The sequence below is a fragment of the Clostridium sp. MCC344 genome (assembly GCF_018785365.1).
GTDB lineage: Bacteria > Bacillota > Clostridia > Lachnospirales > Lachnospiraceae > Pilosibacter.
The window spans coordinates 29,315-50,873 of the sequence record NZ_WQPQ01000114.1; the positions used below are offsets into that span (position 1 = coordinate 29,315).

A 21,559-nucleotide genomic window follows, 5' to 3' on the forward strand; every position below is an offset into this window, starting at 1 on the left:
TCTGCGCATCTGTTTGCGGACTGTGAGATCACATAGACGGAACGGCGTAACTATTCAGTAGGTCTGCGCACTTGCTGCGCTGACCATAATAAAGCACAGGATTGTAGGCAAAAATCCCATTGGCGAAGCCGATCTGGAATGGATTTTTGCTCGTAACTTGCCATGCATCCGAAGGAAAGCTCCAGGGGAGGTTTCTGTAGGTGTGAGGGTGCTGAACAGTTACGGAACGGCAAAAAATATATGGAGGTAAGCAATGGTAGCATTAAAGGTCGAAGAGCAGAAAGCATTTACGGAAGGGCTTTTTATCGGGGAGATCTTTGATAAATTTCTTGTCAGGGAAGCGGAGATCGTGACCTGGAACCGGTTTTCCATCGACGGAAAGATCCGTCAGGGATATTTTTCGGAAGAAGAGCTAGAGGAGAACCGGATCGAAGAATATTCTTCCTGGAAGAGCTTAAAGCCGATCTGCTACTCCCTGATCAGGGGAAAACGGCTGCCGGAGAGCTTCCGGATCGTATTTCTGATGCCGCCGTCGGCAAGAGACCGGTTTGTTTCCGGGAGAGTTCCGGGGATCAGTCCGGATCAGGTAGGAGGACTTTACATCAATGTCCAGTATGAAAACCAAGAGATGATCTGCGTTACGGGGACGTCCATGAAACAGTTTACCATGGATCGGACGCTGGAGAATGAATGGGACGAGAATGTAAGGAAATTCCTCCGGAAAAACGGGGTAGCAGTCAGCTAGGACCGGCTGCGGTCTGTAAAATATGGGGAACAGACCGGAAAGCAGCATCATTTTGGGAAAGGGGTTACTATCATGGAAAAATTTGCGGATCTTCAGTATGTCCGTCCGGACATGGAAAAAGTCTTTGCGCGCGTATCGGGGGATATCGCAGCGTTAAAGGAAGCAAAGAGCTATGAGGAGTTTAAAAATGCCTACATGGACTTCGTGGAGGCGGATACGGAGCTTGAGACGGCAAAGACAGTCGCTCATATCCGGAACACGATCAACCTTTTAGACAGCTTCTACGAGGGCGAGATGGCATATTTCAACAGCCAGATGCCGAAATACGGGATCCTGAAAAAAGAGATGGGAGAGGTCATTGTGGCATCCCCGTTCAAAGGCGAGATGGAGAAAGAATTCGGCTCCATCCTCCTGCAGAACATGGAAGCGCAGAAACAGCTCTCCGACGAGTGCATTGTGGACGATCAGGTGGAGGAAGCCGAGCTTGTCAACCAGTACATGAAGACCCAGGCGGCGGCCACCGTGGATTTCCGCGGAGAGCAGCTCGGGACATACGGACTCTTAAAACACATGCAGAGTACGGACCGCACTGAGAGAAAAGCGGCGTTTGAGGCGTGGGCGAAGCTCTATGCGGGGATCGCCCCGAAGCTCGACGAAGTCTATGACGGTCTCGTGAAGGTGCGCTCCGGAATGGCGAAAAAGCTCGGATTTGAGAGCTTTATCCCGATGGGATATCTGCGCCGCCGCCGTTTCGACTATACGGCGAAAGACCTGGAAGTGTTCCGGAAACAGGTGCGGGAGATCATTGTCCCGGCTGCGAAGGAGCTCTATGAGCGCCAGAAAGAGGCACTCGGCATCGAGCATCTCTATTATTACGATGAGTCCCTGACCTCCCCGGACGGAAATCCGGTCCCGGTCGGTGATAAGGAATACCTGGTCGGTGAGGCTCAGAAGATGTACCGCGAACTCTCGAAGGAGAGCGGAGAGTTTTTCGATTTCATGATCGAACATGATCTCTTCGACCTGGAGTCGAAACATGGAAAGCGCGCGGGCGGATACTGCACGACACTTCCTCTCTACCATGCACCGTTTATCTTCTCCAACTTCAACGGCACGGACGCCGATGTGAATGTCCTGACCCACGAGGCGGGCCATGCGTTTGCCGGTTTCACAGCGGCAAAATTCCAGAAGATCCCGGAGCTCTGCCACTCCACAAGTGAGATCGCGGAGATCCACTCGATGAGCATGGAACTCTGGACTTACCCCTGGATGGAGAAATTCTTCGGGGACCGCGCGGAGCAGTACCGGAAAGAGCACCTCGCGGACGCTCTCATGAAGATCCCGTATATGGTCTGCGTGGATGAATTCCAGCACAAGGTCTTTGAAAATCCGGAGATGACCGCGATAGAGCGGAGAGCAGTCTGGAGCAGCCTGGAAAAGATCTATATGCCGTGGAGAGATTATGACGGCAACGAATTCCTTGAGGGCGGCGGATTCTGGATGCAGAAGCAGCACATCTTCTTGTATCCGTTCTACTATGTGGACTACGCGATGGCCCAGATGGGGGCGTTTGAGTTCTACACAAAGATGAAGGAAGACCGGAAAGCGGCATGGGCAGACTACTACAAACTCTGCGCAGCCGGCGGTTCCATGGGATATTTCGATCTCTTAAAATACAGCGGACTCCACAAAGTCCTGGATGACGGTTCTGTGAAGATCATCATGAAGGGCGTGTTTGAGGAGCTGGGATTATAAAAAGAAAGATAAGCAGCGGAACTTATTCTCTGAGAGTAGTTCCGCTGCTTTTTTCATCGAGAAGAATACAACATGCAATACGGCATAAATTGGTTACTTTTCACGGGTAGGAATTTTCTGAACTGAAAATTCCGTATGATACCGTTATGGCCGCGGATTTTGCCGATTTGGAATGCGAAGCATCGGCAAAATCCTGTTACAGTGCGCGGGCATGGAGTGCCCGTGTACTGTAACATAAATTGTAAAAACTTCCTCTTAGTTTTCAGAAAAAAGTAAGGAAAAAAGGATCGAAATATGGTAGGATGATACTAGGGTCAAAAGGACGAAAATCCGATGCAAGCTTGCTTGCAAGAGGATTTCCGACCTTGGGACCCGCCAAAAACATGAATAAGCAGCCATTTTTCGCAGAAAAATGAGCGGATTATGAATGTTTTTGAGTATTGTGAGAGCACGAAGTGCGGAACAATACGGTATCATAAGAAACCTAAAAAGGAGGACAAATCATGGAACAGATCGCAATCCTTGTTGTGGATGATGAGAAAGAGATCGCGGACCTTGTGGAGATCTACCTGGTCAGCGATGGATATAAAGTATTTAAGGCAAACAATGCGAAAGAGGGACTGGAGATCCTGGAAAAGGAGGAGATCCATCTGGTGCTCCTGGACATCATGATGCCGGGAATGGACGGACTCGAGATGTGCAGAAAGATCCGGGAGACGAACAACATCCCGATCATCATGCTGAGTGCGAAATCAACGGATCTCGACAAGATCCTGGGACTTGGGACCGGCGCGGATGACTATGTGGTAAAACCGTTCAATCCGCTTGAACTCACGGCCCGTGTGAAATCCCAGCTCCGCCGTTATACCCAGTTAAACCCGAACAGCAATACCGGAAAGGCGGCAAAGAACGAGATCACGATCCGCGGACTCTCGATCAACAAAGACAACCACAAGGTCATCGTGTACGGGGAGGAGATCAAGCTGACTCCGATCGAGTTCGATATCCTGTACCTTCTCGCGTCGAATCCGGGCCGCGTGTTCAGCACGGATGAAATCTTTGAGAAGGTGTGGAACGAAAAAGTATACGAGGCAAACAATACCGTCATGGTACATATCCGGAGACTGCGCGGAAAGATGAAAGAAGACACGAGACAGGATAAGATCATCACGACGGTCTGGGGGGTAGGATACAAAATTGAAAAGTGACTGGAGCAGAAACTTTTACACGCAGATCGCGGTCAATATCTTTTACAGCGCTCTGATCGCATGTCTGGTGGACGCGTTCCTGATCATGAATATCAACCTTCTGCTGGCATATCTGGACCAGACCAGGTACGCGAATATGATGATCTTCCAGATCTTCCGGATGGGGACGATCACGACGATCCTCTATGTCCTCATCGGGATCGGAGTCTTTTCCCTCACGCTTCTGCTGCTTGAGAGAAAGACGATGAAATACATCGGAAAGATCGCGATGGCGATCCAGAACATCTCCGAAGGCGATCTGAATACCCAGATCGAGGTCGTGGGAGACGATGAATTCTCTGCAATGGCATCCAATCTGAACAGGATGGAAGCAGATATCCGGAAGCTTATGGATAAGGAGCGCGAATCGGAGCGGACGAAGAATGAGCTGATCACGAACGTCGCCCATGACCTTCGGACACCGCTCACGTCCATCATCGGCTATCTGGAGCTTCTCTCCTCCGGACCGGCGATCAGCCAGGAGATGCAGAAAAAGTATATCGATATCGCTTATGTGAAGGCAAAACGCCTGGAAAAACTGATCGAAGATCTCTTCGGCTTTACGAAGATGAACTACGGCAGGATTTCCATGAACGTCGGAAAAGTGGACATCGTTAAGCTTCTCGGGCAGCTTTTGGAGGAATTTTATCCGAGTTTTATGGATAAGGACCTGACTTACGAGTTAAAGAGCAATGTCCCGTCCCAGGTGATCACGGCGGACGGAAATCTCCTCGCGAGACTTTTCGACAACCTGATCAACAACGCGATCAAATACGGGGCCGAAGGAAAGAAAGTCCTGGTCCAGGTGCTCGCGAAGGACGATATAGTCACGGTGTCCGTCACGAACTACGGCTATGTGATCCCGGCGGAGGAGCTGCCGCTGATCTTCAATAAATTTTACCGCGTGGAGCAGTCCCGCTCATCAAAGACCGGAGGAACCGGTCTGGGACTTGCCATTGCAAAGAGCATCGTGGACATGCATGGCGGAACGATCAGCGTGGCCAGTGACCTGAACGGAACGGTGTTCACCGTAAAGCTGAAGGTGGATTTTGATGTGAATAAGGAAAATTTTGCAGGCAATGCTTCACGCTAGGAATATCAGGGGAAATATATGAATCAGACGAAAAAATATCTGCTTTTTGGGTGTATGGCTGCCGTCCTTGTGACGGCGGACAGCTTTCCCGCTTTTGCCGGGGATTCGGAACTCTACGGAGTCAGCCTGGATCAGGAAGAACAGGCGAAAGCTCCGGTCGCTCTGGACATCACGGCCGTGTATGGGAAGACGGCCAGGCTCGGGAGTTTTGTCCCGTTAAAGATCCGCCTCTACGGCCAGTCGGAGAGTGCGTTTCAGGGGACTCTTACCGTGTCGACGCTGGAGAGCGTAAACAACGGGACGGCGGAACCGTATGAATATTCCTGGTCGGTCGAGGTTTCGCCTGCGGAGACAAAGAACATGGAGCTCTACGTCCCGCTGGGGCAGAAAAACGGCAGGATCTATCTGACATTAAAAGACGCGAAAAACAGGACCATGGGGGAAACCTCCATGGATTTTGACGTTTCAAAGGAAGAGAGCCGTCTCCTTGCGGGAGTTATCGAAAACAGACCGGGAAACTTAAACTGGCTCGACGGAGTCGGTCTGAATTACGGGATGGTCCAGTCGAAAACGGTCGAGATCGCGAAGGAGGACTTTCCGGATGACCCGAGAGGACTTTCGATGTTCGACCTGCTCATTGTAAACGGGATCGACTGCGGGACTCTTGACCAGGCACAGAAAGAGGCCGTGGCGGACTGGGTGAGCGACGGTGGTACCCTGATCCTCGGCACCGGAAAAAACGGCGGGAAAACACTGGAACTCCTGAGTGAAATGCAGACGGATATCACGCTGGAGGACGCGAAGACCGTGTGGATCGGAATGGGAACCGAGTACGCGGATCAGAATCCGGCAGAATCTGAGGTGCGCTTAAACTACGCGCAGGCGGAGATTCCTGGCGCTTCGGAACGGATGGTCACAGACGGGACCCCGCTCTTAAAGATCATGAGCTGCGGAAACGGACGGATCGGCGTTCTGGGGATCGATCTTTCGGAGATCACCGGCTTCGTGAAACGAAATCCTTCCTACGCGGCCTGGTTTCTCGGGGAGGTGTTCCGGGAGGAAGAACTGAACAGGATCTATTACTATTCCTATGGCCGGGATGCCGGCTACTGGAATGCCCAGAATCTTGTGAGCGGAGGAAATGCGAAGCGGCTTCCGAACCTTGTCCTCTACGGCTTTGTGATCTTTGGATATCTGGTCATCGCGGGGCCGGGTCTCTATCTGACGCTGAAAAGAAAAGGACTGAACAGGTATTACGGCGGTTCTTTGCTTGTCTTTTCGGCAGCAGCCTGCGTTGTGATCTGGGCGATGGGGGGAAAGACGAGATTCACGAGTGAGTTCTGTACAAGTGCGACGATCCTGGATGCGGAGAACGATACCGTCCGTGAGAAGACATTCTTAAATATCCGGACGCCGGACAGCAGCGGATTTTCCGTGAAGCTCACGCCGGACTACCGGGTCTCCCCGCTGACAAGGAGCGGACGGTATGATACGGTCCGCGTGGAGAACTTTGAAAAGAACATTCAGGCTGCGATTGGGATCCGGAAAGAGGCGGATGACACCGTGATCTTCAGCAGAAGATCAAAAGCGTTTGACTCCCGGTATTTTCTTCTGGAACGGGAGACAGAGATGCAGGGCAAAACGGATGCCAGTCTCACGGTATCGGGCGGAAAGATCAGCGGTTATGTTGAGAATCATCTGCCTGTGAAGCTGGAAAATGCGGCGGTCTATCTCTACGGACAGGTCGTGATCCTGGGCGATCTGGAGCCGGGACAGAGGATCGAACTGGAGAATGAGAAGCTTCTGGTATGGCCGGTCGGAATGACATGGCTGCTCGCGGATCGGGTCTGCGGCTATCCGGACCGCGCGGACGATTCGAACGAGGAGTACATGGAAAATATTCAGAAATCCGGTCTCGGAGGATATTTTGCGGATCATTATTATTCCAGATATAACCCGGAAGTCCGACTCGGCGGCTTTATTCCGTCATCCTACGCGGGATCGGCCGGAATCCCTGCTGACAACCAGGACGGAAAGACGTTCTATACGGAATCGGTGAGCTGTCAGATGGGAAAGGACGGGGAGATCTACCGCTGTGGTCAGATGGCGGAGCCGTCTGTGAGTACCGGAATGGGCGTCAGCTACGGAAACGCCATGGTCCTGTACGGAACGGATCCGGTGATCGTGGAATATGATCCGGGAACGGATATTCAGATCGGGACATATTCCTTCCTGCCTGTTTCGGAGCAGTTTTTCGAGGATGCGAGATATTCCTATATCGGCCGGTTTTCCGGAGAAGCGTCATTTTATAATGAGAAGACGGGAACCTACGATCCGGTCGATATCCGGAAACAGGATTTTACGAGGGAGGAACTGAGCGATTACATTGCCGCGGACGGAAAGATCACGGTCCGCTATTCCGGCGGGAATGACGCGGAGAATGGAACCAGTCAGGCACTTCCGCTCCTGATGGTCACGGGGAGGGAAAACTGATGCTGAAGATACAGGGACTGAAAAAGAAATTTGGCAATTTTGAGGCGCTCTCCGGACTCGACATGGAAGTTGCGGAGGGAGCGCTTTACGGCTTTGTCGGACCGAACGGAGCCGGAAAGACCACAGCGATCCGTATCATCACGGGACTCCTGAATGCGGATGAAGGTTCTGTCCTGATCGACGGAAAAGATGCGTTCTGCTACCGGGACCAGGTGAAGGATCTGTTTGGATACGTTCCGGATGAATTTGGTCTGTATGACAATCTGAAAGTCTGGGAATACATGGACTTTTTTGCCTCCTGTTACGGGCTTTCCGGCCTGGTGGCGAGAGAGCGGTGTACAAACCTCCTGGAACAGGTAAAGCTTGCGGATAAGGAAGACTTTTTCGTGGACAGTCTTTCGCGCGGAATGAAGCAGCGGCTCTGTCTGGCCCGCGCAATGATCCACGATCCGAAGCTTCTGATCCTGGACGAGCCGACCTCCGGGATGGACCCGAGAGCGCGTGTGGAATTCAAGGAGCTCTTAAAGGAGCTGTGCGCGGAGGGAAAGACGATCCTTGTGAGCTCCCATATCCTCTCGGAGTTGGCGCAGATGTGTACCGATATCGGGATCATTGATGCCGGAAAGATCGTTCTGTCCGGAAACATGGGGGATATCTTAAAGCAGGTCAATGATTCGAACCCGATCCGTGTCCAGGTTGTCGAGAATGTCCGGGAGGCGGTACAGTTTCTCAGGGCAGAGCCGGAGGTCCGGACGATCACTGTGGAAGGAAACGACCTCGTCGTGGGATTCCACGGCGGAAAGGACGCGGAGGCGATGCTTCTCGCAAAACTGGTAGCGCACAACATCGGGATCTGCGGATTCTGGAGAGAACAGGGGGACCTGGAGAGCATCTTCATGCAGATCACGGATCATGATATGGAAAAGGTGGTGATGACGAGTGAAGAATAATCCGGTCTATAAGAGGGAAATGCTGGTCCGGTCGAGAAGTTTCCGGATCCCGCTCATCATCATGATCTTTAACGGGATCCTGGCTCTGGTGGCGCTCTTAAACATGTACCAGAGCATCGCGCAGGTAAAGGTGAGCGGATCCGTCACCTATGAGAATTTTTTACAGCTCTACACGTTTGTGGCTGCCCTGGAGTTTATGATGCTGATGTTCATCATGCCGGCGCTGACGTCGGCCAGCATCAGCGGGGAGCGGGAACGCCACACGCTGGAGCTGATGTTTACGACAAAGATCCGCCCGGTCGACATTGTGATCGGAAAACTCGCGTCGGCGTTCACGCATCTGATGATCCTCGTGTTCTCGAGTCTTCCGGTCCTGATGCTGACCTTCATCTATGGGAGCATCAGTTCGCAGGATCTCTTCCTGCTGCTGTTCAGCTATGTGACCGTTGCATTGTACTGCGGAAGTCTCGGAATCTTTGCTTCTTCGTTGATGAAGCGCTCGACATTTTCGAATGTCATCACCTACGGGATCATGCTGGTCCTCGTGGTGGGGACGTACATGCTGAATGTGTTCCTGCTGAGGATCTCGGAGACAGAGATCAATATGATGGTGCTGGGGGCGGGGGAGACGATCCCTGAGCCGACTTCCGGGGCGGCCGTCTATCTGCTGCTCGCGAATCCGGCGATCACGTTCGCGCAGATCCTGGAAGGCCAGGTTGCGGGAGGCGGAGGAAACTTTAAGATCCGGAACTTTCTCGGAAGTCAGGCTGGGAATCTGATCACGGATCACTGGGTCTTCTTTAGCCTCATCCTGCAGCTTGTCCTGTCGGCGATCTTCATATGGGGAGCCGTCTTTTTCCTGGAACCGGTGAGAAGACAGAAAAAGGCTGATCTTCAGAGTACCCGCTGAGTTACTTTTTACGGGCGGAACAGTCAGAGAGAAAAAATTCATGTGGAGGTAACAGGAATGTTTTATATCGGATGCCATCTCTCCTCTGCGAAGGGGTTCCTCGCGATGGGAAAGGACGCGGAAAAGATCGGAGCGACGACGTTCCAGTTTTTCACGAGAAATCCACGGGGCGGAAGTGCAAAGCCGCTCGACCATGAGGATATCCAGGCATTTTTAAAATTAAAGGAAGAGCTGGGGATCGGAACACTGGTGGCCCATGCTCCGTATACATTAAACGGCTGCTCAGCGGACGAAAAGATCCGTGATTTCGCGAAGCGGACCATGGCGGATGACCTGGAGCGCATGGAGGCGATCCCGGGAAATCTCTACAATTTTCATCCCGGAAGCCATGTAAAACAGGGCGTGGAAGCTGGGATCACTTATATCGCAGAAATGTTGAATGAGATCCTGCGTCCGGATCTCCACACGACGGTACTCCTCGAGACGATGGCCGGAAAGGGGAGCGAGGTCGGGAGAAGCTTTGAGGAGCTTCGGGAAATTCTTGACAGAGTCGAACTTTCTGATAAGATGGGAGTATGCATGGATACGTGTCATGTCTGGGATGCCGGGTATGACATTGTAAATGATCTTGACGGCGTGCTGGCGGAGTTTGACCGGATCGTGGGTCTCGACCGTCTGAAAGCGGTCCATTTGAACGACAGCATGAATGTGCGGGGAGCCGGAAAGGACCGCCACGCACGGATCGGGGAAGGCGAGATCGGTGCGGAGGCGCTTGTCAGGGTGATCAACCACCCGGCGCTGCGCGATCTGCCGTTCTGTCTGGAGACTCCGAATGAGCTTCCGGGATATGCAGAAGAGATCCGCTTTCTGAAAGAACACAGACAATAAAAAGGAGAACATGGGATATGGGTATTTTAAAAGTTGGTGTCGGCGCGTTAAAGAGTGTACTGGAGGATTCTTGGCGCGAGTATTTCTACTGTCCGGCGATGGAACCGGATGTCCTTGTCAAAAAAGGGGAAAACAGAAAGTCAAATAGAAGCTATAACACAAAAAACAGTGACAACCTGATCTCCAACGGATCCATCATTGCGGTCAATGAGGGACAGTGCATGATGATCGTGGATCAGGGAGCGATCGTTGAGGTCTGCGCGGAAGCCGGAGAGTTTGTGTACGATACCTCCGCGGAGCCGAGTATCTTCTACGGAAATCTCGGAAAGAGCATCGGGGACAGCTTTAAGCAGTTCGGAAAGCGTTTCACGATGGGCGGCGACACGGCGAGAGACCAGAGAGTCTACTTCTTTAATACAAAGGAGATCGTCGGAAACAAGTACGGCACGGCGAATGCGGTCCCGTTCCGCGTGGTGGACCAGAACATCGGTCTCGACATGGATATTGCGATCCGCTGCCACGGCGAATATTCCTACCGGATGGTGGATCCGATCCTCTTTTATAAGAACATCTGCGGAAACATCGAGGAGGATTATACGAGAGACAAGATCGATTCCCAGCTTCGCAGCGAGCTCCTGACAGCCCTGCAGCCGGCATTCGCAAAGATTTCCGGGATGGGAGTCCGCTACAGCGCACTTCCGGGGCATACGGTAGAGCTTGCAAATGCGCTCCGTGAGATCCTCTCCGACAGCTGGGACGATGTCTACGGGATCACGGTGAGCAAGATCGGAGTGAGCTCCGTGAAAGCCTCCGAGGAAGACGAGAAGATGATCAAGGAGCTGCAGAGAAATGCGACATTTCGCAACCCTGGAATGGCGGCAGCGCAGCTCGTAAATGCACAGGCGGAGGCGATGCAGAGTGCGGCGAAAAACACTTCGACCGGCCCGATGATGGCGTTCGCCGGAATGAACATGGCTGCACAGAACGGCGGATTTAATGCCCAGGGACTGTTTGACATGGCAGCTGCCCAGGGACAGCAGGGTGATTCCAATATGGCTGCCCAGGCTCCGCAGACATCCGGCGGACCGGCAAAGATGGCGCCGTTATCCGGCTGGACCTGCTCCTGTGGTCAGGAGGGAAATACCGGAAACTTCTGCTCCAACTGCGGAAAGAAGAAGCCGGAGGAGAGCGGTTCCTGGACCTGCTCCTGCGGACAGGTAAATACGGGCAATTTCTGTTCAAACTGCGGAAAGAAGCGCCCGGACACTGTCTGGACCTGCTCCTGCGGTCAGGAAAATAAAGGAAACTTCTGTGCGAACTGCGGAAAGCCGAGACCATAAAAGAATCAGCTCCCGGATTGTTTCGGAATGACAGTCCGGGAGTTATGCCAGATACAGGGGGAAAAAGAGATGGCACTTGTAAGTTATAAATGCCCCAACTGCGGCGGCTCAGTGGTCTTTGATCCGAAAAAGCAGAAATTCTGCTGTGAGTTCTGCATGTCAGAATTTACGGAGGAAGAGATGAAAGCCGCGGCTCTGAGTTCAACAGAGACCAGCGGTGTGCAGGATGGGGGTGATACCTCCGGGACAGCGGGAACGGAGGCACAGGCAGAAAGCGGGGTTAATGCGAAAGCAGGCACCGAAACAGGTGCAGATCAAATATCCGATATGGCACAGAGTGGCCGTGCAGGCAGCACAGATCAGAAAGAGGACGCTCTCGTCTACATTTGTCCGAGCTGCGGTGCGGAGGTCGTGACGGATGCCACGACAGCGGCGACGTTCTGCTATTACTGCCACAACCCGGTCGTCCTCTCCGGAAAGCTTTCCGGGGAATTCCTGCCGGACTATGTGATCCCGTTTGCGATGGATAAGAAACAGGCGACGGGGATCTTCCTTGACTGGATCAAAAAGAAAAAATATATCCCGGATGACTTTTTCTCAAAAAGTCAGATCGAGAAGTTCTCCGGCGTGTATTTCCCGTACCTGATGTACAGCTGCAAGGTGGAGGGAAAGATCCAGGCGGAAGGTGAAAAACAGCGGACCTGGGTTGCAGGAAATATCCGGTATACAGAGCATAAAAAATACCGGATGGAGCGCGCAGGGGAACTCGATGTCAGAAATGTGACGAGAAATGCCTTAAAGAAAAATAACAGCGCACTCGTGGAAGGCGTTCTGCCCTTCGATATGGAAAAGCTGAAATCGTTTGATATGGGATACCTCTCGGGATTCCAGGCGGAAAAGCGGGATATGGAGAAAGAAGCTCTGACGCCGGAGGTGGAGCAGGAAGTAAAGCAGTACACGGTGGAACAGCTGAAAAACGACGTGATGGGACAGTACTCCGCAGTCCGCGTGGATCAGAGTGACACAAATATCCGGGACGCAAAGTGGCAGTATGCCCTGCTCCCGGTGTGGATCCTTACATATAGGGATAAGGTCAGAAAAGACGAACTCTATTACTTTGCGATGAACGGGCAGACAGGAAAGATCTGCGGAAAGCTTCCGGTCGCAAAAGGAAAGCTTGTGAAACTGTTCCTGGAGATCTTTGTGCCGGTTGCGGCGATCCTGATGATCGGAGGGTGGTTCCTGTGATGAAAATGAAGTGGATAACTGAAAAGACGGGGAAGAACAGTGGGAAAAACAGGGGCATTCTGGGAGCGGCAGGAAGATCGCTGAAAGTTTTCCTGGCAGCAGGCGTCCTTGGGATCTTCCTCTCGGGAACTGCCTTCGCAGCGTCCGGTGAGGACGCGTACCGCATGGCGGAGGGAACGGAAAACTATGCCGATGTCTACGATATGGCGGATCTTTTTACGGACGAAGAAGAACAACAGCTCTCCGGACAGGCGCAGACGCTTTCTGAGAAGATGAAGATGGAGGCGGTCATCGTCACGACGGAGGAAAATTCTGACTCCGCGCAGGTGTTTGCGGACGGATTTTACACGGAGGGCGGCTTTGGAACAGGCTCTGACCATTCGGGAATCCTGTTCCTCATCGACATGGACAACCGGGAGCTCTATATTTCCACGACCGGACAGATGATCCGGTATATGACGGACAGCCGGATCGAGGACGTCCTGGATGATGTTTACGGGTATGCATCGGATGCCGATTATTACGGGGCGGCTTCAGCATTTCTTGCAGATACGGAAACGTGTTATGCGAACGGGATCTCGAAAGATCAGTACAATTATGACACGGAGACGGGAAAGATCAGCCGTTACCATCATCTGGAATGGTATGAGATCCTGTTTGCGATCGGCATTGCGGCAGTCTGCGGCGGCGCGGCGGTGGCCTCTGTGCTCAGAAGCTACAGTCTTCACGGGGAAGATAAGCGGATGGCTGCGAACTTTAAGCTCTCTTATCGGCGTGACAGCCGGTTTACCATGGGAAATATTCTCGCGGATGCCCTGCTGACTTCGTATATTACGCAGCAGGTGATCGCATCACAGAAAAATAACCGTCCGGGCACCGGAGGAGGAAGTTTTTCCGGCGGCGGCAGGTCATCCACCCACAGTTACGGTGGAAACAGCCACGGCGGCGGGGGAAGGAAGTTTTAAGGAATGGAGATCAGGACGATCGGGATCATCGGACAGGGCGCGCTCGGCGTCATGTACGGAAATCATCTGACAAAGAAGCTCGGAAATGGGCATGTATTTTTTATCGCGGACGAAACGCGTGTGGAACGATACCGCAAGACGGGCATGAGCTGCAACGGGGAGAAATGCGGATTTACATACCGCTCCCCGGCGGAAGCAGTGACGGCAGATCTCATCATCTTTGCCGTCAAATTTATGGGAATGGAGAGTGCGATCCGGACCGTGAAGCCGTTTGTCGGGGAGAATACCCTGTTCTTGTCGGTGCTCAACGGGATCTCCAGCGAGGGGATGATCGAGGAAGTCTACGGGGCGGATCATGTGCTCTATGCCTGCGTTCAGGGAATGGACGCTGGAAAGGATGGGAGCGCGGTCACTTACAAAAATATGGGCTACATCACCATCGGAAATAAGGATAAGAGCCGCGATGAGAAGTTAAAAGTGGTGACGGATCTGTTTGACCGGACCGGACTTTCCTACCAGGTTCCGGACGATATCCTGAGGGAACAGTGGAACAAACTCATGTTGAACACCGGCGTCAACCAGGTGACGGCAGTCTACGGCGCACCGTACAGCCTGATCCAGAAAGAGGGAGAGGCGCGGACCATGATGATCGAGGCCATGCGCGAGGTTCTCCGCGTGGCGGACACTCAGGATGTGGATCTTTCGGAGGCGGACATTTCCTACTGGCTGGACCTTCTTGCAACCCTGAATCCGGATGGACATACGTCCATGTGCCAGGACGTGCTCGCGGGACGGCCGACGGAGGTGGAGCTGTTTGCGGGGACGATGTTAAAGATCGCGGAGGAAGAGGGACTTTCTCTTCCGGTGAACGCGTTTTTGTATGAGCGGCTGAAGGAGCTGGAGACAGCTGAAGATTGAAAGTAAGGAGAGCTGCGGGAACGCTCCGGCAGGTCTTTGTGCCTGCAGTGCTGAAACATGGCAGGAAGGTGAAAGAAGGAGAAATACATGACGATCATGGTAATCGACGGCCAGGGCGGAAAGATGGGAAAAGGTCTGGTGGAAATGTTGAAGAAAAGCTGCCCGGAGGACGAGATCCTAGCAATCGGGACGAACAGCATCGCTACGGCGGCGATGTTAAAGGCGGGGGCAGATGCCGGTGCGACGGGAGAAAACCCGGCGGTCGTCACAAGCCGCACGGCGGACATCATCGTGGGCCCGATGGGGATCGTTATCGCGGACTCCCTGATGGGGGAGATCACCCCGAAGATGGCCGTTGCGATCGGCCAGAGCCCGGCAAAAAAGGTTCTGATCCCGGTGAACCGCTGCCAGCATTTTGTTGTGGGCTGCAGGGACGTTTCGATGGGAGAATATGTAAAGCTCGCGGTGGAGGAAGTGCTGAAGATCCGGCGCGGGGAGCTGTAAATAAGCGCTGATAAAAAGACGAAGACACCTGATTTTTGATGATCTGGGTGGATTCGTCTTTTTTTATTGTTTAGTTCTTCCATATCATCCAGAGCTTTTTCTGTGATTCTTGCCAGCGTGTCCACTGCGCATATTCTTCTGCCTGTCCGCATACACTGATGTGTATGCAGGCGCATCAGGCGCGTGCGCGTAAAGGTGACGGAAGGAGTGTCTGCCATGGGGAAAAAGATGCATCCGGGATCGGGAGCTGTGATCGGAGCGCAGCTTGTGATCCTTTTGATCCTGACGGCTTCCCTGTGTGTCCAGAGCAGGAAAGCGGCGGCGGAGAATACATATGCGATCATGGAGGAGAGCGGCGGGGAAAAGAAAGACTATATCCACTGGGTGGAATTTACCGTCCCGGCGGAAGTCATGCAGAAAGCATTCCGCCTGGACATGGGAAGTATCCAGGAGGATGTTCATCTGAACTGGGTGGAACTGCTTGCATATCTCGGAGCAAAATACGGCGGGGATTTCGAGTGGTTCCGGCAGGCAGATCTCGACGCGGTGACGGAAAAACTGAAGTCCGGGATGACGATGGAGGAGCTCACGAAGGACATGAAATACTATGCCTATTACCGGGAGGCATACGGTGCAGTCCTCGACGGGATGGTCGGATATTTTGAGCAGGAGACGGAGGCGCCGGAAGACCTCACACAGAGCGGAACGGGTGAAAATGGAAATGCGAAGACCGTCTGGCTCAGAAAATATGGTCTGAAAGCATTCTCACCGATCGCGAAAAACTTCCCGTACAGTGATTTCGACGATTTCGGTGCATCCCGATCCTACGGATTCAAGAGAAAACACCTGGGCCATGACATGATGGGGCAGGTGGGGACGCCGGTGATCGCGGTGGAATCCGGATATGTGGAGGCACTTGGCTGGAACCAGTACGGCGGATGGCGGATCGGGATCCGGAGTTTCGATAAAAAACGGTACTATTATTACGCCCATCTGCGCCAGAATTACCCATACCAGTCAAATCTCAAAGAGGGCAGTATCGTGACGGCGGGAGATGTGATCGGATACCTGGGCAGGACCGGATACAGCACCACGGAGAACACCAACAACATCACAACTCCGCACCTGCACTTCGGGATCCAGCTCATCTTCGATGAATCCCAGAAAGAGGGAAACAACGAGATCTGGATTGACTGCTACGAGATCGTGAAGTTCCTGCGGCTGAATCAGAGCGAGACTGTGAAGGTGGAAGGGACTAAAGAGTGGACGAGAGTCTACGGGATGAAAGATCCGGATGTACCGGGAGAAGAGGAAAATTCAGAGAGAGGTCATGGATAAAATCTTAAGAATCTCCCCATAATAATCAGAGTAATAAGGCACTGCCTGCAAAACTAACAGAAAACGAAAGGGTGAGATTCATGAAAGATCAGGTCTTTGGTGTCCTTCAGAGGATCGGGAGATCGTTCATGCTGCCGATCGCGCTGCTTCCGGCGGCGGGACTTTTGCTCGGTATCGGCGGTTCATTCTCAAATGTCACGATGCTCAAGGCATACGGGCTGACGAGGATCATGGGACCGGGAACCTTCTGGAACGCACTGTTCATGGTCATGAGCCGGGCTGGGGACATCGTGTTCACAAATCTCCCGATCCTCTTTGCCATGGGTGTTGCGATCGGGATGGCAAAGAAGGAGAAGGAAGTTGCAGCGTTAGCGGCGGTCATCTCGTTCCTCGTCATGCATGCTGCGATCGGAGCGATGATCGAAGTAAACGGCGGAGCGGATTCCCTGAAAGAGGGCGCCGGCGCCATGGTCGCGGGGATCTGGTCCCTGCAGATGGGAGTGTTCGGCGGGATCCTCGTGGGGCTTGGGACGGCATGGCTCCACAACCGGTATTATAAGATCGAGCTTCCCCAGGTGCTCTCGTTTTTCGGCGGAACGCGGTTTGTCCCGATCGTGTGCGCCCTGTTTTACGTTCTCGTGGGGATCCTCATGTACTTTGTCTGGCCGCCGGTCCAGACGGCGATCTCCGGAGTCGGCCGGTTCGTGCTCCGCTCCGGTTACCCGGGAACCTGGTTTTACGGCTTTGTAGAGCGGGCGCTGATTCCGTTTGGTCTGCACCATGTGTTTTACATCCCATTCTGGCAGACAGCGGTCGGCGGGTCCATGGAGATCGGCGGGAAAGTCGTGGAAGGCGCCCAGAACATCTTTTTTGCGGAACTCGCGGACCCTGCAGCAGCGAGATTTTCTGTGGAGGCGACAAGGTTCATGGCGGGAAAGTTCCCACTTATGATCTTCGGACTCCCCGGCGCAGCTCTCGCCATGTATCAGGCGGCGCTGCCGGAAAAGAAAAAGGAGGTATCGGGGCTGTTCCTCTCCGCCGCACTGACTTCCATGCTCACAGGGATCACGGAACCGCTGGAGTTTACATTCCTCTTTACAGCGCCTCTGCTCTATGGGATCCACTGTGTATTTGCCGGTCTGGCGTACATGCTGATGCACATGCTCAGCGTGGGCGTCGGAATGACATTCTCCGGCGGACTGATCGACCTGTTTCTGTTCGGGATCCTTCAGGGGAATGAAAAGACCGGATGGCTCTGGATCGTGGTGATCGGTGTGTTTTATTTCCTCGTGTATTATGCGGTGTTCCTGATCGTAATCCGGAAACTCGATTATAAGACGCCGGGGCGGGAGAGCGGGACCGCGGCGAAGCTTTATACGAGAGATGATGTGGAGCAGAGGAAACAGGATAAAAGAAACAAAACTGTTTCAAAAAACGCGAAAAACGAAAAAGATAGAGCAAAAGAAGCAAAGAATCCCGCAGAGACAGCCGGGGGACCGCACCAAAGTCAGAATGATAACGAAAAAAATCCGGAGAGATCCGGGGAGTCGCGCTCGGGAAAAATCCTCCGGGGACTCGGCGGCATGGACAACCTCACTGATGTGGACTGCTGCGCGACGCGGCTCCGCTGTACTGTAAAAGATGAAAAGAAAGTGGATGAGACGATCTTAAAAGCGACCGGGGCATCCGGCGTCATCAAAAAAGGAAACGGCGTCCAGATCATCTATGGTCCGCAGGTGTCTGTCATCAAGTCGGATCTGGAAGAATATATGGAAGCGCGTGAACAGGCGCAAAATGCGTCAACTGTGATCGGAAGTCCCATGACCGGGACCGTCATTCCGCTTGAAGAGGTCCCGGACGAGGCGTTTGCCGGAGCCATGATGGGGGACGGTGCGGCGATCGTACCTACAGACGGGATCGTGCAGGCCCCGGCGGATGGAGAGGTGACCTTTGTGTTTCCCACAAAGCATGCCGTCGGATTCCGGACGGATGTCGGTCATGAGATGCTGATCCATGTCGGGATTGACACGGTGTCCCTGTCCGGAGACGGATTTGAGGCTTTCGTGAGCGACGGGGATCATGTGCGGGCGGGAGAGCCGCTTTTAAAGGTGGATATCCGGAAGATCGGGGACCGGGTTCCGTCCATGGCATCGCCGGTCCTCTTCACGGACCTTGCGGAGAATATGGAAGTCAGGGTATTGAAAAAAGGGCAGATCCATGCAGGTGAGCCTTTCATGGAAGTGCACCGGAAAGCTGACGTTGGATTTTGCTGATCCGGAATGCGAAAATAAAAAGGAAGTGGGTTGATTATGGAGAAGTTTCAGTATACAATTACAGACGAGATCGGAATTCACGCAAGACCGGCGGGGGAACTCGCGAAGCTTTCAAAAGAATTCCGTTCAAAGATCACCTTGAAGACAGACACAAAACAGGCAGACGCGGAAAAACTGATGGCAGTGATGGCTCTCGGGATCCGTCATGGTCAGACGATCAACGTTGAGATCGACGGGACGGATGAAAAGACGGCGGCAGAAGCGGTACGGAAGTTTTTTGAGGCAAAACTGTGAGGCAGAAACAAAAAGTATGGAAATCATTAAAGGAAAATCAATTTTAAATAAAGTGGCGATCGGACCGATCCTCTACCACAGAAAGACGGAGAGCCAGGTCAAACGCCGCACGGTGGAAAATACGGAAGCGGAGATCAGCCGGTACAAAGCGGCAGTGAAATGCGCCGAGGACGAGCTCAAGGCACTCCACAAAAAGGCGTGTGAGCAGGTCGGAGAGACCGGAGCGGCAGTGTTTGAGGTCCACATGATGATGCTGGAGGACGCAGACTACCGGGATTCCGTTCTGAATATCATCAAAAATCAGAAGACGAACGCAGAGTACGCAGCCGCGGTGACCGGTGACAACTTTTACCGGCTCTTTGCGGACATGGACGATGAATATTTCCGTGCCCGGGCGGCGGATGTAAAGGACATCACAGACCGGCTGCTAAAGATCCTCTCCGGCGATGCGGTGGAATCCGGTTTCCTGACAAAACCGGTGATCCTGATGGCGGAGGACCTCGCGCCGAGCGAGACGGTCCAGCTGGAAAAAGACATGCTGCTCGGATTTATCACCGAACAGGGGTCTCCGAACTCCCACACGGCGATCCTCGCGCGCAGCATGAACATTCCGGCGCTGGTCTCCGTGCCGGTGAAAGAGTCCTGGGACGGAAAGATGGCGGTCATCGACGGCGAGACCGGAACCCTCTATGTGGATCCGGATGAGAAAACGCTGGCGGATATGAAGAAAAAGAAGCTGGCGGAGGAAGAGAAAGAGCGTCTGCTCCAGGAGTTAAAGGATAAAGAGGATGTCACCCTGGACGGGACGAAGGTAAAACTCTATGCGAACATCGGGGACGTCTCAGATGTCGCGGAGGCATTAAAGAGCAATGCGGCTGGGATCGGTCTGTTCCGGAGTGAATTCCTGTACCTTGAGAAGAAGACGTACCCGACCGAGGAGGAACAGTTTGCCGCATACCGCCAGGTGGCGGAGATGATGGCGGGAAAGGAAGTCATCATCCGGACGCTTGACATCGGCGCCGATAAGCAGGCGGACTATTTTAAATTAAAGAAAGAAGAGAACCCGGCGATGGGATACCGCGCGATCCGGATCTGCCTGACAAGACCGGAGATCTTCCGGACGCAGCTTCGGGCAATCTATCGCGCGAGTGCCTTCGGGAAGATCTCGATCATGTTCCCAATGATTGCGTCCCTCTGGGAGGTAAAAAAGGCGAAGGAGATCGCCGCTTCCGTCCGGGATGAGCTGAAGGAACAGGGAGTTCCGTTCGGCGATGTGGCGATCGGCATCATGATCGAGACCCCAGCGGCAGCGATCATCAGCGAAGACCTCGCGAAAGAGGTGGATTTCTTCAGCATCGGAACGAACGACCTTGTCCAGTACACACTCGCCATCGACAGGCAGAATGAAAAACTGGACCAGTTTTACGATCCGAAACATCCGGCCGTCCTGAAACTGATCCGCTATGTGGCGGAGAGCGGCCACAAATATGGATGTACGGTGGGAATCTGCGGTGAGCTGGGTGCGGAGACAGATCTCACGGAGGAATTCCTTAAGATGGGGATCGACGAACTCTCTGTGTCCCCGTCGTTCTTACTGACGGTGAGAAAGAAGATCAGGGAGATCGATCTCTCCTGATGTCTGAGCGAATAAAAATGAATACTGCGGGAGAACCGGAAACGGATCCGGTTTCAGAGTCCGCTGATACAGGAGAAGATATGCAGACAGAAAAAAATATGGCAGGTCCTTACGAGATCATCGTCCTGGACCTTGACGGCACGCTGACGAACCGGGACAAGGTGATCACACCGAGGACGAAAGCGGCACTCATGAAGGCGCAGGAGCGCGGAAAAAAGGTGGTCCTCGCGTCGGGACGTCCCACGCAGGGCGTAATGCCGCTCGCAAAAGAGCTTCGCCTGGAGGAATACAGCGGATACATTCTTTCCTTCAACGGCGGGCGGATCATCAACTGCAAGACCGGGGAGACGGTGTTTGCGAGATCCCTTCCGGTGTCCGCAAATAAAAAGATCATCGGACTTGCGGAGGAAAATCAGGTGGATATCGTGACATACGAGGGCAGCAGGATCATCGCATCGAACCCGGAATCCCCATACACAAAACTGGAGAGCCGGATCAACGGGATGGAGATCTGGAAGCCGGAGAATATGGCGGAGTATGTAAATTTCGAGGTGCCGAAATTCCTCATGATGGAGGACGGGGATTACCTCGCAATGGTGGAGCCGAAGGTGAAGGCGGCGATGGGAAAGAATTTCAGTGTTTACCGCTCAGATCCGTTCTTTCTCGAGATCCTCCCGAAGGGGATCGACAAAGCCCAGAGTCTGGAGCGCCTGTTGGAAGTTCTGGGACTCACGAGAGAGCAGATGATCGCCTGCGGGGACGGTTACAATGATCTCACGATGATCAAATACGCCGGTCTCGGCGTCGCGATGGAGAATGCGGTCCTTCCGGTGCGGAACGCGGCGGACTATATCACGGCATCGAACAACGATGACGGGGTGGGGCTGGTTGTCGAGAAATTTATGCTGGCGTGAGAAATGAAAAAAAGGTTCATGATATCGAAATGCAAAATTGGCTGCCGA

Annotated in this window: 18 protein-coding genes; all 18 read left to right on the forward strand. The window is 53.3% G+C overall.

The features are described from left to right. Nucleotides 1-253 precede the first annotated feature (253 nt). The 18 genes from GPK90_RS18180 to GPK90_RS18265 all read left to right on the forward strand — a co-directional run bounded on the left by GPK90_RS18180 (nucleotide 254) and on the right by GPK90_RS18265 (nucleotide 21,511). A complete protein-coding gene (locus GPK90_RS18180) occupies nucleotides 254-745 on the forward strand; it encodes a DUF5721 family protein (RefSeq protein WP_118532877.1) in 492 nt (163 codons plus the stop codon). A gap of 72 nt (nucleotides 746-817) precedes the next feature. Further along, nucleotides 818-2,500, forward strand: coding sequence for a M3 family oligoendopeptidase (locus GPK90_RS18185; protein WP_215703612.1), 1,683 nt, complete (start codon nucleotides 818-820; stop codon nucleotides 2,498-2,500). Between the two features lie 503 nt (nucleotides 2,501-3,003). Then, nucleotides 3,004-3,708 (forward strand): response regulator transcription factor, encoded by a 705-nt coding sequence (locus GPK90_RS18190; protein WP_118297076.1) that lies wholly within the window; start codon nucleotides 3,004-3,006, stop codon nucleotides 3,706-3,708. After that, entirely contained in the window at nucleotides 3,698-4,840 is a 1,143-nt protein-coding gene (locus tag GPK90_RS18195; RefSeq protein WP_118532873.1) for a sensor histidine kinase, read from the forward strand. Before GPK90_RS18190 ends, GPK90_RS18195 begins: the two co-directional genes overlap by 11 nt. 18 nt (nucleotides 4,841-4,858) lie before the next feature. After that, nucleotides 4,859-7,333: a hypothetical protein gene (locus GPK90_RS18200; RefSeq protein ID WP_215703613.1), complete on the forward strand. Its 2,475-nt coding sequence runs from the start codon at nucleotides 4,859-4,861 to the stop codon at nucleotides 7,331-7,333. Further along, nucleotides 7,333-8,283, forward strand: a complete 951-nt coding sequence (locus GPK90_RS18205; protein ID WP_118321126.1) for an ABC transporter ATP-binding protein — start codon at nucleotides 7,333-7,335, stop codon at nucleotides 8,281-8,283. The genes GPK90_RS18200 and GPK90_RS18205 overlap by 1 nt, the downstream gene beginning before the upstream one ends. Continuing rightward, a complete protein-coding gene (locus GPK90_RS18210; protein ID WP_215703614.1) occupies nucleotides 8,273-9,193 on the forward strand; it encodes an ABC transporter permease in 921 nt (306 codons plus the stop codon). Before GPK90_RS18205 ends, GPK90_RS18210 begins: the two co-directional genes overlap by 11 nt. 57 nt (nucleotides 9,194-9,250) lie before the next feature. Next, nucleotides 9,251-10,081, forward strand: coding sequence for a deoxyribonuclease IV (locus GPK90_RS18215; protein WP_118297071.1), 831 nt, complete (start codon nucleotides 9,251-9,253; stop codon nucleotides 10,079-10,081). Between the two features lie 17 nt (nucleotides 10,082-10,098). Beyond that, the gene (locus tag GPK90_RS18220; protein ID WP_215703615.1) at nucleotides 10,099-11,421 is read left to right on the forward strand and encodes an SPFH domain-containing protein; all 1,323 of its coding nucleotides are present in this window, start codon (nucleotides 10,099-10,101) and stop codon (nucleotides 11,419-11,421) included. Nucleotides 11,422-11,490: 69 nt separating this feature from the next. Then, a complete protein-coding gene (locus tag GPK90_RS18225) occupies nucleotides 11,491-12,669 on the forward strand; it encodes a TFIIB-type zinc ribbon-containing protein (RefSeq protein ID WP_215703616.1) in 1,179 nt (392 codons plus the stop codon). Then, nucleotides 12,669-13,634: a TPM domain-containing protein gene (locus tag GPK90_RS18230; protein WP_252197620.1), complete on the forward strand. Its 966-nt coding sequence runs from the start codon at nucleotides 12,669-12,671 to the stop codon at nucleotides 13,632-13,634. The genes GPK90_RS18225 and GPK90_RS18230 overlap by 1 nt, the downstream gene beginning before the upstream one ends. A 3-nt stretch (nucleotides 13,635-13,637) precedes the next feature. After that, nucleotides 13,638-14,552: a ketopantoate reductase family protein gene (locus GPK90_RS18235; RefSeq protein ID WP_118532861.1), complete on the forward strand. Its 915-nt coding sequence runs from the start codon at nucleotides 13,638-13,640 to the stop codon at nucleotides 14,550-14,552. An 87-nt stretch (nucleotides 14,553-14,639) separates the two neighbouring features. Further along, on the forward strand, nucleotides 14,640-15,056 hold the full coding sequence (locus GPK90_RS18240; RefSeq protein WP_118297066.1) for a DUF3842 family protein: 417 nt from the start codon (nucleotides 14,640-14,642) through the stop codon (nucleotides 15,054-15,056). 216 nt (nucleotides 15,057-15,272) lie between these two features. Further along, the gene (locus GPK90_RS18245) at nucleotides 15,273-16,394 is read left to right on the forward strand and encodes a M23 family metallopeptidase (RefSeq protein WP_215703618.1); all 1,122 of its coding nucleotides are present in this window, start codon (nucleotides 15,273-15,275) and stop codon (nucleotides 16,392-16,394) included. Nucleotides 16,395-16,474: 80 nt separating this feature from the next. Continuing rightward, nucleotides 16,475-18,667, forward strand: a complete 2,193-nt coding sequence (locus tag GPK90_RS18250) for a PTS sugar transporter subunit IIABC (RefSeq protein WP_215703619.1) — start codon at nucleotides 16,475-16,477, stop codon at nucleotides 18,665-18,667. A 36-nt stretch (nucleotides 18,668-18,703) separates the two neighbouring features. Beyond that, nucleotides 18,704-18,961, forward strand: coding sequence for an HPr family phosphocarrier protein (locus tag GPK90_RS18255; protein WP_118532855.1), 258 nt, complete (start codon nucleotides 18,704-18,706; stop codon nucleotides 18,959-18,961). 16 nt (nucleotides 18,962-18,977) lie between these two features. Next, a complete protein-coding gene (gene ptsP, locus GPK90_RS18260) occupies nucleotides 18,978-20,597 on the forward strand; it encodes a phosphoenolpyruvate--protein phosphotransferase (RefSeq protein WP_118532853.1) in 1,620 nt (539 codons plus the stop codon). A gap of 80 nt (nucleotides 20,598-20,677) precedes the next feature. Beyond that, nucleotides 20,678-21,511: a Cof-type HAD-IIB family hydrolase gene (locus GPK90_RS18265; protein ID WP_118297142.1), complete on the forward strand. Its 834-nt coding sequence runs from the start codon at nucleotides 20,678-20,680 to the stop codon at nucleotides 21,509-21,511. The last annotated feature ends 48 nt before the right edge of the window (nucleotides 21,512-21,559 follow it).